Here is a 14,847-nt window from a genome sequence, read left to right on the forward strand (position 1 = left end):
ACTGAGACATTCCAGTCAGAACTTTGTGATACGCTGCCACTTCGATTGCATGAGGTTTTTATTCCCATGTATTCAAAGCGTAATTGCAAAATCACTCTACAATCCGTCTGACCATTTCTGCTTCAGTGTTCAGCCTTGGGCGAACCACAGAAGCTGCGCATTATATACGGAAAAATTAGCTTTGGCAAAACGATCGAATAACGAATCGAACAACAGATCCACTCCGTTGCCGGAAGCGCCGCCAGACTTCGATCCCGATGTCCCGTCCCGTGAAGCCATTCTGAAGGCGCTGCGATCCGCGGGGGCGCCGCTGTCTCCGGTGGAGCTGGCCGAGCGCATGGGCGTGGAGCGTCCGGCGACGATGGTGGGATTCGAACGCCGCCTGGGCGCGATGGAGCGCGATGGCCAATTGATGCCCAATCGCAAGGGCGTGCTGCTGCTGGCCACCAAGCTGGACTTCGTGGCGGGCAAGGTGCTGGGCCACCGCGACGGTTTCGGCTTCCTGCTGCGCGATGATGGCGGGCCGGACCTGTTCCTGTCGCCGCGCGAAATGCTCAAGGTGCTGCATGGCGACCGCGTGCTGGTCAAGCCGTCGGGCGAATACCGCGGCAAGCCGGAAGGCACCATCGTCGAAGTCATCGAGCGCCGCACCAACAAGCTGGTGGGCCGTTTCCTGCACGAGCACGGCCTGTCCATCGTGGTGCCGGAAGACCAGCGCATCAAGCACGACATCCTGATCCCGCCCAGCGACACCAACGGCGCCCAGCATGGGCAGGTGGTGGCGGTCGAGATCATGGAGCAGCCCACCCGCCACACGCAGCCGCTGGGCCGTGTGTCCGAGGTGTTGGGCGAGATCGACGATCCCGGCATGGAAATCGAGATCGCGGTGCGCAAGTTCGACGTGCCCGTCGAATTCTCCGAGGCCGCGCGCAAGCAGGCCGCCCGCCTGCCGGACGTGGTCCGCAAGAGTGACCTGAAAGACCGCGTCGACCTGCGCGACGTGCCGCTCATCACCATCGACGGCGAAGACGCGCGCGATTTCGACGATGCCGTCTACTGCGAGGCGGTGGAACTGGGCACCGGCCAGCGCAAGCGGCCGGGCTGGCGCCTGCTGGTGGCGATTGCCGACGTCAGCCACTACGTGCGGCCCGGCGACGCGCTGGACGACGACGCGCTCGAGCGCGGCACCAGCGTGTATTTCCCGCGCCGGGTCATTCCGATGCTGCCCGAGTCGCTGTCCAATGGCCTGTGCTCGCTGAATCCGGACGTCGACCGCCTGGTGCTGGTGTGCGACATGGTGATTCCGGCCTCGGGCGCCAAGGCCGGTACGGTCACCGCCTACCAGTTCTACAACGCGGTGATGCACTCGCATGCCCGCACCACCTACACCAATATCTGGGCGGCGCTGCAGCAGCCCGGCGGCCCGGCGGCCCATGCCATGCGCGCCGTCATGCCGCAGGTGCAGAGCCTGTATGAACTGTTCCACCTGCTGTCTCAGAGCCGCAAGAAGCGCGGCGCGATCGATTTCGACACGGTCGAGACCAAGATCGTCTGCAACGAGCTGGGGCGCATCGAGCAGATCGTGCCGTCGGTGCGCAACGATGCCCACAAGCTGATCGAGGAATGCATGCTGGCCGCCAACACCTGCGCGGCCGACTTCATGACGCGCAGCAAGCATCCCGGCCTGTACCGCATCCATGAAGGCCCGACGCCCGAGCGCCTGCAATCGCTGCGCGAGTTCCTGCGCACCATGGGCCTGTCGCTGGGCGGGGGCGATACGCCCACGGCCAAGGACTACGGCGATTTCCTCGATTCCGTGCGCGGTCGTCCCGACTACCAGCTGCTCCAGACCATGTGCCTGCGCTCGATGCAGCAGGCCATCTACAGTCCGGACAACCTGGGTCACTTCGGTCTGTCGTATCCCGGCTACAGCCACTTCACCTCGCCCATCCGGCGCTATCCGGACCTGCTGACGCACCGCGTCATCAAGGCCCTGCTGGCGGGGCAGCGCTACGTGCCCAGCCTGGACGACCAGCCGGTCGTCATCGGCCGCACCCAGCGCGAGCATGAGCACGCCATCTGGGAAAAGATGGGCCTGGTGCTGTCGGCCAGCGAGCGCCGCGCCGACGAGGCCTCGCGCGACGTCGAGGCCTGGCTCAAGTGCTGGTTCGTCAAGGAGCGCGTGGGCGAGGACTTCAGCGGCACCGTCACCGGCGTGGCCAGCTTCGGCATCTTCGTCACGCTGGATACGCTGCACGTCGAAGGGCTGGTGCACGTGTCCGAGCTGGGCGGCGAGTACTTCCAGTTCAACGATGCGCTGCACGAGCTGCGCGGCGAACGCACCGGTATGCGCTACCGCCTGACCGACAAGGTCCAGGTGCAGGTCTCGCGCGTGGACCTGGAGGCGCGCCGCATCGAGTTCCGCCTGGTGCAGGGCACCAGCTTCGATGCCTTGCGCAAGGCGTCCGCGCGTGGTCCCGACGAGGGTCCGCGCCGCGTGAAGAAGGCGGCGGCGCCCAAGCCGGCCGCGCTCAAGGGCCAGACCGCCAAGGAGCGGCGCGCCGAGGCCAAGAAGGCCGGCAAGCCGTCCAAGGTCGCCCAGCAGCGCGCCGCGCCTGCCAAGAAGGCCACGCGCAAACGCCACTGACAGGGCGCCGCCCGGGTTTCGGCCCGGGCGGGCGGCCGCCCCATAAGGGGTAACATTGCGCCTATGGCCGGCCTGTCCGGCGGCCCGCTCCGTTCCGGGGCGGGCATTCGTTTCTCTAAAGGTATTTGCATTTATGGCGTCGACCCAAGTCCTTGCCGGGTTTCACGCGGTTGTCGCGCGGCTGCGCCACGCGCCCGAGTCGATCAAGGAAATCTACGTAGAAGCGTCGCGCCGCGACAAGCGCATGCAGACGTTCATCGAGCAGGCCGAGAGGGCCGGCTGTCGCCTGCATCCGGTCGCCATGGAGCGCCTGGACGGCCTGGCGCGCGGCACCCGTCACCAGGGCGTGGTGGCGCTGGCCGACGAGCGCCAGCTGGCGGTGGACGTGGACGAAGTGCTCGACGTGATCGAGGGCCCGCCGCTGCTGCTGATCCTGGATGGCGTGACCGATCCGCACAACCTGGGCGCCTGCCTGCGCACGGCCGATGCCGCGGGCGTGCACGCCGTGATCGCCCCGCGCGACCGCGCGGTGGGCCTGAACAGCACCGTGCAGCGCGTGGCCTGCGGCGCAGCCGACACCGTGCCGTACCTGATGGTCACCAACCTGGCGCGCACCATGCGCAGCCTGAAGGACCGCGGCGTATGGCTGGTCGGCACCGACGACCAGGCGACCGACAGCATGCACCGGATCGACGCGCGCCAGCCGATGGCCTGGGTCATGGGCGCCGAAGGCGAGGGCATGCGCCGCCTGACGCGCGAGACCTGCGACCAACTGGTCAACATTCCCATGCTGGGTTCGGTCGAGAGCTTGAACGTCAGCGTGGCCAGCGCGGTGTGCCTGTATGAAACCGTGCGCCAGCGCCAGGCCTGAGCCGGCCATGCCTTCCTTTTCGTAGACCCTTTCTCTTTCGCGTCGCCCATCATGCACCAGAACGGCTTTACCACCACGATCCTCCATTCCGACCGCCAGCAATCCGTCGAGCACGGAGCGGTGCACAAGCCGATGCATCCTTCGTCGGAATTCGCCTACGCCGATGCGCGCGAACTGGCCGCCGTCTTCCAGGGCAAGGCGGGCTTCACCTATGCCCGCCAGGGCACGCCGACCACCACGGCGCTGGAAGCCAAGGTGAACCACATGGAGGCGGGCAAGGGTACGGTGAGCTTCGCCACCGGCATGGCCGCGCTGGCCGCCATCTTCACCACGCTGCTGCGCCGTGGCGACCATCTGGTGTCGAGCCAGTACGTGTTCGGCAACACCAACAGCCTGCTGGGCACGCTGCTGGAGCTGGGCGTGGAGATCACCTTCGTCGATGCCACCGACTCGGCGCAGGTGCGCGCGGCGATCCAGCCCAACACCCGCATGGTGTTCACCGAGACCATCGCCAACCCCGGCACCCAGGTCGCCGACCTCGCGGTGATCGGCGAGATCTGCCGCGAGAAAGGGCTGGTCTACGTCGTGGACAACACGCTGACCTCGCCGTGGATGTTCCGGCCGGCGACGGTGGGCGCGTCGCTGGTGATGAACTCGCTGTCCAAGTACATCGGCGGCCACGGCAATGCGCTGGGCGGCGCCGTCACCGACACGGGCCTGTATGACTGGGCCGATTATTCGAACATCTACGATGCCTATCGCAAGGGGCCGTCCACCGGCTGGGGGCTGACCCAGATCAAGAAGAAGGGCCTGCGCGACATGGGCGGCACGCTGGCGGCCGAGCCCGCGCACCGCATTGCGGTGGGCGCCGAGACGCTGGCGCTGCGCATGGCCAAGCATTGCTCCAATGCGCTGGCGCTGGCGCGCTTTCTGGAAGAGCACCGCGGCGTGGCCAAGGTGCATTACCCCGGCCTGGCCAGCCATCCGCAGCACGCGCGCGCCGCGGCGCTGTTCGGCTCGCGCTTCGGCGGGCTGCTGGGCGTGGAACTGGCCGACGGCGTGGACTGCTTCGATTTCCTGAACCGCCTGCGCATCGTGCTGATGGCGACGCACCTGGGCGACACGCGCAGCCTGGCGCTGCCCGCCGCGCACACCATCTATTACGAGATGGGCGCCGAGCGCCGCAAGCAGATGGGTATCGCCGACAGCCTGATCCGGGTATCGGTGGGCATCGAGGATGAGACCGATCTGCTATTTGACTTCGATCAGGCGCTCAACGGCTGCCTGCAGGGATAATTCACGGGGCATGGCGCGCGGCAGGGCCCCGCGCCGCAACCCGGGCAGGAACCCATGCTTATACAGATCGCCGAAGTTTTCACTGCCGACGAGGCCGCCGCCATCCGCCATCGCCTCGAGGCCGCCGACTGGGTGGATGGCAAGGTCACGGCGGGCTACCAGTCCGCCGAGGTCAAGCACAATCGCCAATTGCCGGAGCAGCATCCGCTGGCGCAGGAACTCGGCAGCCTGATCCTGCAGCGCCTGGCGGGCAACAACCTGTTCATGTCCGCCGCCCTGCCGCGCAAGATATTCCCGCCGCTGTTCAACCGCTACGAAGGCGGCGAGGCTTTCGGCTACCACGTCGACAACGCCGTGCGCGGCATTGCCGGCAGCGGCGAACGCGTGCGCACGGACCTGTCCGCCACGCTGTTCTTTTCCGAGCCTGATTCCTACGACGGCGGCGAACTGGTCGTCGACGATACCTACGGCCCGCGCAGCGTGAAGCTGCCGGCCGGGCACATGGTGCTGTATCCGGGAACCAGCCTGCACAAGGTCAATCCCGTGACGCGCGGCGCCCGGATCAGTTCGTTCTTCTGGATGCAAAGCCTGGTGCGCGAAGACAGCCAGCGCGCCTTGCTGCTCGACATGGACGTGGCCATCCAGCGTTTGAACCAGGACGCGGCGGGGCATCCGTCGATCATCCAGCTGACCGGCATCTATCACAACCTGCTGCGCCGCTGGGTGGATGTCTGAGCGTGATTCGAGGCGCCTTCGAGGCGCGCTCGACGCGCATTTGGAACGCATTCGGAGCGCATTTGGAACATCACTTGGCGTTGTCGCGCAAACCCCGAAATGCGTGTTTTTGTTTATTGCGAAAAGGCCTAAAAGCTAGTATTGGTGCGGCTTGTGGTGAGGTTTTCGCTTGACAGCCGCTCTACGCCAAGGCCTAATACACGTCTGCGTCGCTGACGGTTCTGGAGCTGCAAAGCCCTTGAAACCCAGGCGGCGCAGCAGTTTAAAAGTTGTGCTTTGCAGCGCAAGAAAAAGTTTATCCACTAGTCTGTTCGTCGTTTGTCGGGTCTTCGCGTCAAGTCGTGGCGTCCAACATGACAGCCATGAACTGCACTCCCGGCAGACTCCATACCTTGTGAGGGGTACACCTGAATGAACAAAACCGAACTCATCGATCACATTGCCAGCAAGGCCGATATCTCCAAGGCTGCCGCCGGTCGTTCGCTTGACGCCCTGATCGGTGCCGTCAAGACCACCCTGAAGAAGGGCGGTACGGTCACGCTGGTGGGCTTCGGCACGTTTGCCGTGTCGGCTCGCGCCGCTCGTACCGGCCGCAACCCGCGCACCGGCGAAACCATCAAGATCAAGAAGGCCAAGGTGCCGAAGTTCCGTCCGGGCAAGGCCCTGAAGGACGCCGTCAACTGATCGACGGCCAGGCAGATTGCACGGGCACGGCACCCGTTGATTTGCCGACAGGTACGCGGTCCGGTATACTCCGGCCCGCGTATTGCTTTTGAGTACCCCGGCCAGCGATTTTCCGCGTGACGTTCGCGGCAGATTCGACACCAAGACGGGTGCTTAGCTCAGTTGGTAGAGCGGCGCCCTTACAAGGCGTAGGTCACAGGTTCGACCCCTGTAGCACCCACCATCAGCAAGCCGAAACAGAAACCCGCACACGGTACCGTGGCGGGTTTTTTGTTTTTGCGCTTGTCGTGCGCATGTAGGGGGGGGCGTCTGGGCAGGCTTGCGGACGCGAGCCATGTGGATGCGCACTGGGGATGCGCAGTGTGGATGCGGTGCGCGCAGGCTCCGTGGCGCAGGCGCTGGCGAAAGAGCGCGTGGTGTGTGTTCGTTCCTGTGCGGGTTGTGGGCTTGTTTGCGCGCGCGCAGGGTTGGCGGTGCATCTGGGTGTTACGCTATTGCAGACGAAATATGACGTGCGAATCATTCGCATTTAAGATATGATGTTTGGCTTGTACCGGTCAGCCGGCGCGCGTCCGTGGCGCGCGTTTTCCTGGCTGGCCAGATAAGTTAATGCACCCTGGCTGATTCATGCCTAGCTTTCAACGTGGTTTGAACACTTCACCGCCGTCTTCCCTTGGTATACGCGTAGGCGCTGGCCTGGCGGTCGTTGCGCTACACGCCGCAGTGGTCTATGCCATTTACCTGGCTCCCGAGAACCGTCCTGAACTGGAGGAACCCGAGGCCATCATGGTGAGTGTGGTGGATGCTCCCACTCCCCAGATCGCCAAAGCCGACCCCACGCCGGAAGTGCCGCAACCGGTGACCGAAACGCCGCCCGAACCACAGCCCGAGATCGAGCCCGAACCCGAGCCGGATCCGAAGGTGGAGCCCGAACCGGAGCCCGAACCCGAACCGGTGGTCGAAAAACCGCCGATGCCGGCCCCCAAGCCGAAGCCCAAGCCGAAACCCAAGCCCCAGCCCAAGCAGGAAGTCAAACCCGAGCCCAAGCCCGAGACGCCGCCCGTCGAAACGCCGCCCACCGGTACCCCCGACGGCGCGCAGACCACGCAGGCGCCGCGCCAGGGTCCGCCGCCCGACCAGATCCTGCAGGAAACCCAGATCGAATACCTGGGGGCGCGGCCCATGCCCAACTACCCGATGGCATCGCGCCGCATGCGGGAAGAGGGCCGGGTGGTGGTGCTGGTGGAAATCAATACCCAGGGACTGGTCGAGCGGGCCACCGTCGATTCGTCCTCGGGCTTCCCCAGGCTGGACGAGTCGGCATTGGCCGCCGCGCGCAAGGCCCGCATGAAACCCTATAGCCGCAATGGCGTGGCTTATCCCGCCAAAGCAAAGATTCCGTTCGATTTCGTAATGAGGAACTGAGATGTCCAACGCAATGCACAGCGCCACCCTGGTGGCGCAGGCGGCCACCAGCCCGGCAGCGGCTCCGGCGGCCGCGGCACCCGCCGCCGCCGCTGCGGCGCCCGCCGCCCAGCAAGCCGCCACCGCGGCCGGCGGCATCGTCCAGCAGGCCACCGGCGCCGTCCAGCAATCCGCGGAGGCGCTGCACAGCGCCGCCGCCGCGCTGCCCGCGGCCGCGCCGGTGCCGGCACCGGCGCCGGTCCCCGACATGGGCTTCCTGCACTTCGTCGCGCAGAGCGACTTCGTCGGCAAGACCCTGTTCATCATCCTGATCCTGATGTCGCTGGTGACCTGGTACCTGATCCTGGTCAAGGTCGGCAGCAACATCAGCATGCGCCGCCGCTCGGCCGACTTCCTGAACAAGTTCTGGAACTCCAGCTCGCTGGAACAGGTCGAGCACGAAATCACCACGCACGGGGCGCGTGATCCGTTCTCGCACCTGGCCAGCCACGCCATGCATGCCCAGGCGCATCACAACAAGTTCGGCGCCACCAAGCTGGAAGAAGCCGGCTCGAACGGCGATTTCGTCACCCGCACCATGCGCAAGGTGATCGACGAGGAAACCGCCAAGCTCGAAAACGGCCTGACGGTGCTGGCCTCGGTGGGCTCGACCGCGCCGTTCGTCGGCCTGTTCGGCACCGTGTGGGGCGTGTACCATGCGCTGGTCGGTATCGGCCTGTCCGATGGCGTCACCATCAACCGCATCGCCGGTCCGGTGGGCGAGGCCCTGATCATGACCGGCCTGGGTCTGGCGGTCGCCATTCCGGCGGTGCTGGCCTACAACACCTTCGTGCGCAACAACCGCGTCTACCTGTCGCGCCTGGATGCCTTTGCGCACGACCTGTTCGCCTTCCTGACGACCGGCCAGCAAGTGGCCCTGTCGGACAGCAAGGTGCGCGCCCTGCGCCGCCAGCACGGTAACGGCGCCGCGGTTCAACGCGGGAGCGAATAATGGCTTTTGGCAGCTTCGAGGGCAAGGGATCCGGGAGCCATACGGTTTCCGAGATCAACATGGTGCCGTTGATCGACGTCATGCTGGTGCTGCTGGTGATCTTCATCATCACGGCGCCGTTGCTGGCCCACTCGATCAAGATCAACATGCCCCAGGTGGCCGCCGAGCAGATCGAGGAAGAACCCAAGACCGTGGATCTGGCCATCGATGCCGGCGGCGCGCTGTTCTGGGACGAAAAGCCGGTCAATATCGACGACCTGCCGAACCGCTTCAAGTCGATCGCCGGCACCAAGCCGCAACCCGAGATCCGCATCCGCGCCGACCAGAATACCCGCTACGAGACCCTGGCCAAGGTCATGGCTTCGGCGCGCCGGTCGGGCATGACGCGCATCGGCTTCGTCACCACGCCGCCCTCGGGCGCGCCGGCGGGGGAGGCCCCGGCAGCAGGCGGAGCCGCCCCGGCGCCGTCCGCCCGTTGAACGATTCCCGGCAGCGGGGCGCATTTCGCGCCCCGTTTTTTCCGGGATCGCGCTAGAATCGCGGCATGCGAGTTCTGGTAATCGAAGACGACACCACCCTGGGCCATGCGCTCCAGGAATTTCTGGCCGACCAGGGTTATGCGGTCGACTGGCTCACCGACGGCGACCGGGTTCTGGGCGCGCTGGCAGGCCAGCCGTATGACCTGATGCTGCTCGACCTCAACCTGCCGGGCATGAGCGGCCTGGACGTGCTGCGTCAACTGCGCCAGGACGGCAACCAGGTGCCGGTGCTGATCCTGACGGCCCGTGACGGCATCGAGGACCGCGTCGCCGGCCTGGATGCCGGCGCCGATGACTACGTCACCAAGCCTTTCGAACTGCCCGAGCTGGCCGCCCGGGTGCGCGCCTTTGGCCGCCGCCGCGCGGGGCAGGCGCAGCCTTTGATCGAAGTCGGGCCGCTGGTATTCGACACCGTCGGCCGCGAAGTCCGCGCCAATGGCCAGCGCCTGTCGCTGTCGGTGCGCGAGCTGTCCGTGCTGGAAATGCTGATGGCCCGCGTGGGCCGCGTGGTCACCAAGCGCCAGATCGTGAATTCCCTGTCCGCCTGGGATGCCGATTTCAGCGAAAACGCAGTGGAAGTCTACGTATACCGCCTGCGCAAGCGTCTGGAAGGCACCGGCGCCAGCATCCAGACCGTGCGTGGCTTCGGCTACATGCTGGATGTGGAAACGGCCTGACGGCCTCCCTGGCCGCCTGGCGCCGGCTGGCGTAGCCGGCCCGCGGCGGCCGGAATCCCTGCCCGCCTAAGCGAGGGCACCGCGTCATGACGCTAGAACGCACTCCTCCCGCTCCTACGGCCTCGCGCCCCTTGCTCCCCTCCCGTTCGCTCGCGCGGCATCTGGTCATCCGGCTGATGCCGCCCATCCTGCTGCTGGTGCTGCTGGACTTGGCCGCCACCTGGGTCATCACCCACAAGATCGACATGTCCCTCTGGATGCTGGAGGACTTTTTCTGGCTGATGGTGGTGGGGCAGGTGGCGCTGATCGGCCTGTTCACCTGGGTCGTGGTGCAGGGTGTGCGCTCCGGCCTGCGCTCGGTCAACCACCTGTCCGAGGAAATCCGCCAGCGTTCCATCGACGACATGCAGCCACTGGAAGTGGTCGGCGTGCCGGTCGAGATCGAACCGCTGGTCACGCATACCAACGACCTGCTGCTGCGGCTCGATGCCTCGCTGGCGGCGCAGCGGCGCTTCATCGGCCACGCCGCGCACCAGTTGCGCACGCCCCTGTCGGGGCTGCGCCTGGAATCAGAACTGATGCTGGCCCGGCCCCTGCCCGACGATGTGCGGGCGCGCGCCGAGCGCATCAAGGCGGTCAGTGATCGCATGATCCGCCTGGGCCAGCAACTGCTGGTGCTGGCGCGGGCCGACCCCAACGCCCGGCCGCAGGACAGCTTCGTGCGCATCGACCTGTGCGAATGGGTGCGGGCGCACGGCGCGGAGTGGTTTCCGCGGGTGCGCGAGGCGCGCTATGAGCTGGACCTGGTGGCCCCGGATGCGCCGATCTGGATCGACGCCGATCCGTTGTTGCTGGCCGAGTTGCTGGGCAACCTGATCGACAATGCGCTGCGCTACGGCAACGCCACCGGCCGGATCACCTTGATCGTGGGCGCCAACCCGCCTTCGTTGACGGTCGAGGACGATGGCCCAGGCATTCCTCCCGAAGAACGCGACCGCGTCTTCGAGGCGTTCTATCGTTCCCCGTCGGCCAGCGCCGGCGGTTCGGGCCTGGGATTGGCCATTGTGCGCGAGATCGCGCACGCCCACGGCGCCTGGTGGAAGCTCACCAGCCGCCCGGATTTTTCCGGAACGCGGCTTTCGGTCGTGTTTCCCGGCCCTCGCAAGGGGGCTCAACTCACTCGGCAAGAACCCACATCATGAGCCAGGGCTCGGTCAGCGTTCCTCCCTCGTCCAACGGCCACGCCGCCGGCGGGCATGCACCTTCGTCGCGCGCGGCTCTCGTCCTGGGGGCGCTGGGCGTGGTGTATGGCGATATCGGCACCAGTCCGCTGTACACGCTGCGCGCGTGCCTCACCGGGCTGAGCGTGCACACCGACCTGGAGCCGGCCCACTTGCTGGGTGTGCTGTCCATCCTGTTCTGGATGTTGATGGTGGTGGTGTCGTTCAAGTACGTGACGCTGGTGCTGCGCGCCGACAACCGCGGTGAAGGCGGCACGCTGGCCCTGCTGGAGCTGGCGGTGCGCAGCCGCGAGGGCAAGCTGCGCTGGGTATTGATCGTGCTGGGCATTTTCGGCGCGGCGCTGTTCTATGGCGACAGCATGATCACGCCGGCGATCTCGGTGCTGTCGGCGCTGGAGGGGATCGGCATCGTGTCGCACACGCTGGATGCGTGGGTGGTGCCGTTGGCGCTGGTGGTGCTGGTGGCGCTGTTTGCGATCCAGTCGCACGGCACGGGCGCCATGGGCAAGCTGTTCGGGCCGGTGATGCTGCTGTGGTTCGGCACGCTGGCGGCGCTGGGCGCCTGGCAGGTGTGGCAGACGCCCGAGGTGCTGGCGGCGCTCAATCCGATGTGGGGCCTGCGCTTCATCGTCGAATTCCCGTGGATCAGTTTCGTGCTGCTGGGCGCGGTGGTGCTGGCGCTGACCGGCGCCGAGGCGCTGTATGCCGACATGGGCCATTTCGGCCGCCCGGCCATCCGCAGCGCCTGGTTCAGCATGGTGCTGCCGGCGTTGACGTTGTGCTATTTCGGCCAGGGCGCGCTGTTGTTGCGCGATCCCAGCGCGATCCGCAATCCTTTCTTCATGATGGCGCCGGAGTGGGGCCTGGCGCCGCTGGTGGCGCTGGCGACGGTGGCCACCATCGTGGCGTCGCAGGCGGTGATCTCGGGCGCTTACTCGGTGACGCGCCAGGCGGTGCAGCTGGGGTTCTGGCCGCGCATGCAGATCCTGCACACGTCGGCGGTGGAGAAGGGCCAGATCTACCTGCCGCAGGTCAATGCGCTGCTGCTGTGCGCGGTGCTTGTGCTGGTGCTGCTGTTCCGCAATTCCGACAACCTGGCGGCGGCCTACGGTTTCGCAGTGACGGGGACGATGCTGACGACGTCGGTGTTGGCGTTCGCGGTGCTGCCGCGGGGCACGACGGGCGCCAAGCGCATGCTGTGGTTCGTGGTGCTGGGCCTGCTGCTGTTGTTCGATGTGCTGCTGTTCTCGGCCAACGTCTTCAAGATCCACGAAGGCGGCTGGCTGCCGCTGGTGGTGGCGATCGTGGTGTTCACGCTGATGATGACCTGGCGCCGCGGCCGTCGGCTGCTGTCCGACATGCAGCAGCGCGACCGCCAGCCGCTCAAGGAATTCATGGAGCAGCTGGAGGCCTATCCGCCGTCACGGGTGCCGGGCACGGCGATCTTCATGACGATGAATTCGGGCAATGTGCCGCCGGCGCTGCTGCATAACCTGAAGCACAACAAGGTGCTGCATGACCATGTGCTGTTCCTGACGATCCGGGTGGCCGACGTGCCCTATGTGTCCGAGGACGAGCGCTTCACGGTGCAGAAGATGAGCGCGTCGAGCTGGGCGGCGACGATCAACTACGGTTTCAAGGAAGATCCGGACGTGCCGGAGGCGCTGCGGCTGGTGGCGGAGGCGTATCCGGAGCTGGATCTGGAGCCGATGCGCACGTCCTACTTCCTGTCGCGGCAGACTGTGGTGGCGGCCAGGAAGCCGGCCTTGTGGCGGTGGCGGCGGGCGGTGTTCTCGTTCATGGCGCGCAATTCGACGCGGAGCACGAAGTTTTTCAAGATTCCGGCGAATCGGGTTGTGGAGATGGGGATGCAGGTCGAACTTTAGGCCTGGGGGTTGAGTTCTTGAGGCGCCCGCCGCGTTGGCGTTGCGGGGGCGCGGGGCTACGATTGCGGTCCGGAGCGTTCGCTCCGGACTGCCCCTTTCTCATCCTCGTCCTCGCCTTCGGCGACTCCTTCGGATTCCGTCGGGCGCATCTACACGCCCCGCACCCCCGCAACGCCAACCCGGCGGGCTGCAATGTCTGCATCTTGGCGGACTTTGGGGCGGGCGGTTTGCTTGACGTTCTTGCCCATGGTTTATTGAAGTGAGAAGGATCTTTCGGGGTCGCCAAAAGGAGGCCGCGCGGGCGGCCACCTTTTGGCATTTGGGCGGTGGGGCGGGACGGCTCGCGTTGTGTGGCGTGTTGAACAAAAAAAGCCCCTCGGTGTTGCCGAGGGGCTTTTTATTGGGCGGGAAGAATTACTTCTTCTTGGCCTCGTCCTTCAGTTGCGGCAGCGAGGTGCCGGAGGCGGAGAGCAGGCCGGTCTTCGTGTAGGTGAACAGCTTGGCGCGGGTGTCGACGATGTCGAGGTTGCGCATGGTCAGCTGGCCGATGCGGTCGGCGGGGGTGAAGGGGGCGTTCTCGACCTTTTCCATCGACAGGCGCTCGGGGGCGTAGGTCAGGTTGGGCGATTCGGTGTTCAGCAGCGAGTAGTCGTTGCCGCGGCGCAGTTCGATGGTGACTTCGCCGGTGATGGCGCGGGCGACCCAGCGCTGGGCGGTTTCGCGCAGCATGATGGCTTGCGGGTCGAACCAGCGGCCCTGGTACAGCAGGCGACCCAGCTTGCGGCCGCTTTCGCGGTACTGCTCGATGGTGTCTTCGTTGTGGATGCCGGTGACCAGGCGTTCGTAGGCGATGAACAGCAGGGCCAGGCCCGGGGCTTCGTAGATGCCGCGGCTCTTGGCTTCGATGATGCGGTTTTCGATCTGGTCGCTCATGCCCAGGCCGTGGCGGCCGCCGATGCGGTTGGCTTCGAGCATCAGTTCGACCGGGTCGCTGTATTCCACGCCGTTCAGGGCGACCGGCTGGCCTTCCTCGAAGCGGACGGTGACTTCCTCGGCCTTGACGGCGACGTCGTCGCGCCAGAACGCCACGCCCATGATGGGCTTGACGATGCGGATGCCGGAGTTCAGGTGTTCCAGGTCCTTGGCTTCGTGGGTGGCGCCGAGCAGGTTGGAGTCGGTGGAGTAGGCCTTTTCCGCCGACATCTTGTAGTCGAAGCCGGCCTGGCGCATGTACTCGGACATTTCCGAGCGGCCGCCGAGTTGGTCGATGAACTGCTGGTCGAGCCAGGGCTTGTAGATCTTCAGGTCCGGGTTGGTCAGCAGGCCGTAGCGGTAGAAGCGCTCGATGTCGTTGCCCTTGAAGGTGCTGCCGTCGCCCCAGATGTTGACGTTGTCTTCCTTCATGGCGGCCACCAGCATGGTGCCGGTGACGGCGCGGCCGATGGGCGTGGTGTTGAAGTAGGTGATGCCGGCGGTCGAGATGTGGAAGGCGCCAGCCTGCAGGGCGGCGATGCCTTCGGCCACGAGCTGCGCGCGGCAGTCGATCAGGCGGGCGTTCTCGGCGCCGTAGGCCATGGCCTTGCGCGGGATCTCGTCGTAGTCGGATTCGTCGGGCTGGCCCAGGTTCGCGGTGTAGGCGTAGGGGATGGCGCCGTTGTTGCGCATCCAGAGCAGCGCGGCGCTGGTGTCGAGGCCGCCGGAAAAGGCGATGCCGACCTTCTGGCCGGTGGGAAGGTTCGGGAGGATAGTGGTCATTGTTTGAGGTGAGACGCCAACGGGACTTTGACAGCAACGAGCCGCCAAACAAGAAATCTGCCTGCCATTTTAACGCGTTTGGGCGGTCCGGGCAGGGGGC

General features: G+C 65.9%; 12 protein-coding genes and 1 tRNA gene. 12 read left to right on the plus strand and 1 reads right to left on the minus strand.

The genetic code is table 11. The annotated features are described in order from the left end of the window. Positions 1-181: 181 nt before the first annotated feature. The 12 genes from rnr (at position 182) to DK459_RS14140 (ending at position 12,992) form a co-directional block, all read left to right on the plus strand. Positions 182-2,647, plus strand: coding sequence for a ribonuclease R (gene rnr, locus DK459_RS14085; RefSeq protein WP_026384162.1), 2,466 nt, complete (start codon positions 182-184; stop codon positions 2,645-2,647). 133 nt (positions 2,648-2,780) lie between these two features. After that, positions 2,781-3,518 carry a 23S rRNA (guanosine(2251)-2'-O)-methyltransferase RlmB gene (rlmB, locus tag DK459_RS14090; protein WP_006388508.1) on the plus strand — a complete coding sequence of 246 codons (738 nt, stop codon included), beginning with the start codon at positions 2,781-2,783 and terminating at the stop codon, positions 3,516-3,518. Positions 3,519-3,569: 51 nt separating this feature from the next. Then, the gene (locus tag DK459_RS14095; protein ID WP_024068286.1) at positions 3,570-4,814 is read left to right on the plus strand and encodes a cystathionine gamma-synthase family protein; all 1,245 of its coding nucleotides are present in this window, start codon (positions 3,570-3,572) and stop codon (positions 4,812-4,814) included. A gap of 54 nt (positions 4,815-4,868) precedes the next feature. Continuing rightward, on the plus strand, positions 4,869-5,549 hold the full coding sequence (locus tag DK459_RS14100) for a Fe2+-dependent dioxygenase (RefSeq protein WP_006388510.1): 681 nt from the start codon (positions 4,869-4,871) through the stop codon (positions 5,547-5,549). A 411-nt stretch (positions 5,550-5,960) separates the two neighbouring features. Then, a complete protein-coding gene (locus DK459_RS14105) occupies positions 5,961-6,233 on the plus strand; it encodes an HU family DNA-binding protein (RefSeq protein WP_003812968.1) in 273 nt (90 codons plus the stop codon). Positions 6,234-6,380: 147 nt separating this feature from the next. Beyond that, positions 6,381-6,456: transfer RNA gene (locus DK459_RS14110), tRNA-Val, on the plus strand. A 404-nt stretch (positions 6,457-6,860) separates the two neighbouring features. Next, positions 6,861-7,658 carry an energy transducer TonB gene (locus DK459_RS14115; RefSeq protein WP_038503127.1) on the plus strand — a complete coding sequence of 266 codons (798 nt, stop codon included), beginning with the start codon at positions 6,861-6,863 and terminating at the stop codon, positions 7,656-7,658. Between the two features lies 1 nt (position 7,659). Continuing rightward, positions 7,660-8,649, plus strand: coding sequence for a MotA/TolQ/ExbB proton channel family protein (locus DK459_RS14120; protein WP_024068288.1), 990 nt, complete (start codon positions 7,660-7,662; stop codon positions 8,647-8,649). Continuing rightward, on the plus strand, positions 8,649-9,128 hold the full coding sequence (locus DK459_RS14125) for a biopolymer transporter ExbD (protein ID WP_006388514.1): 480 nt from the start codon (positions 8,649-8,651) through the stop codon (positions 9,126-9,128). Before DK459_RS14120 ends, DK459_RS14125 begins: the two co-directional genes overlap by 1 nt. A 65-nt stretch (positions 9,129-9,193) precedes the next feature. Continuing rightward, a complete protein-coding gene (locus tag DK459_RS14130; protein ID WP_024068289.1) occupies positions 9,194-9,865 on the plus strand; it encodes a response regulator transcription factor in 672 nt (223 codons plus the stop codon). A gap of 86 nt (positions 9,866-9,951) precedes the next feature. Beyond that, positions 9,952-11,067 (plus strand): HAMP domain-containing sensor histidine kinase, encoded by a 1,116-nt coding sequence (locus tag DK459_RS14135; RefSeq protein ID WP_006388515.1) that lies wholly within the window; start codon positions 9,952-9,954, stop codon positions 11,065-11,067. Next, a complete protein-coding gene (locus tag DK459_RS14140) occupies positions 11,064-12,992 on the plus strand; it encodes a potassium transporter Kup (RefSeq protein ID WP_006388516.1) in 1,929 nt (642 codons plus the stop codon). The genes DK459_RS14135 and DK459_RS14140 overlap by 4 nt, the downstream gene beginning before the upstream one ends. 414 nt (positions 12,993-13,406) lie before the next feature. Here the strand turns inward: DK459_RS14140 and argG are convergent, their stop codons facing one another. Continuing rightward, positions 13,407-14,747 carry an argininosuccinate synthase gene (gene argG / locus DK459_RS14145; RefSeq protein WP_006388517.1) on the minus strand — a complete coding sequence of 447 codons (1,341 nt, stop codon included), beginning with the start codon at positions 14,745-14,747 and terminating at the stop codon, positions 13,407-13,409. Between the last annotated feature and the right edge of the window lie 100 nt (positions 14,748-14,847).

It is taken from the genome of Achromobacter sp. RW408 (genome assembly GCF_003184165.1).
Classification (GTDB): domain Bacteria; phylum Pseudomonadota; class Gammaproteobacteria; order Burkholderiales; family Burkholderiaceae_B; genus Achromobacter; species Achromobacter xylosoxidans.

Bases quoted from the DNA above. Each gene is read 5' to 3' on its own strand.
- argG (WP_006388517.1), bottom strand. From the start codon at position 14,747: ATGACCACTATCCTCCCGAACCTTCCCACCGGCCAGAAGGTCGGCATC.
- DK459_RS14120 (WP_024068288.1), top strand. From the start codon at position 7,660: ATGTCCAACGCAATGCACAGCGCCACCCTGGTGGCGCAGGCGGCCACC.
- DK459_RS14125 (WP_006388514.1), top strand. From the start codon at position 8,649: ATGGCTTTTGGCAGCTTCGAGGGCAAGGGATCCGGGAGCCATACGGTT.
- DK459_RS14105 (WP_003812968.1), top strand. From the start codon at position 5,961: ATGAACAAAACCGAACTCATCGATCACATTGCCAGCAAGGCCGATATC.
- rlmB (WP_006388508.1), top strand. From the start codon at position 2,781: ATGGCGTCGACCCAAGTCCTTGCCGGGTTTCACGCGGTTGTCGCGCGG.
- DK459_RS14115 (WP_038503127.1), top strand. From the start codon at position 6,861: ATGCCTAGCTTTCAACGTGGTTTGAACACTTCACCGCCGTCTTCCCTT.
- DK459_RS14140 (WP_006388516.1), top strand. From the start codon at position 11,064: ATGAGCCAGGGCTCGGTCAGCGTTCCTCCCTCGTCCAACGGCCACGCC.
- DK459_RS14100 (WP_006388510.1), top strand. From the start codon at position 4,869: ATGCTTATACAGATCGCCGAAGTTTTCACTGCCGACGAGGCCGCCGCC.
- DK459_RS14130 (WP_024068289.1), top strand. From the start codon at position 9,194: ATGCGAGTTCTGGTAATCGAAGACGACACCACCCTGGGCCATGCGCTC.
- DK459_RS14095 (WP_024068286.1), top strand. From the start codon at position 3,570: ATGCACCAGAACGGCTTTACCACCACGATCCTCCATTCCGACCGCCAG.
- DK459_RS14135 (WP_006388515.1), top strand. From the start codon at position 9,952: ATGACGCTAGAACGCACTCCTCCCGCTCCTACGGCCTCGCGCCCCTTG.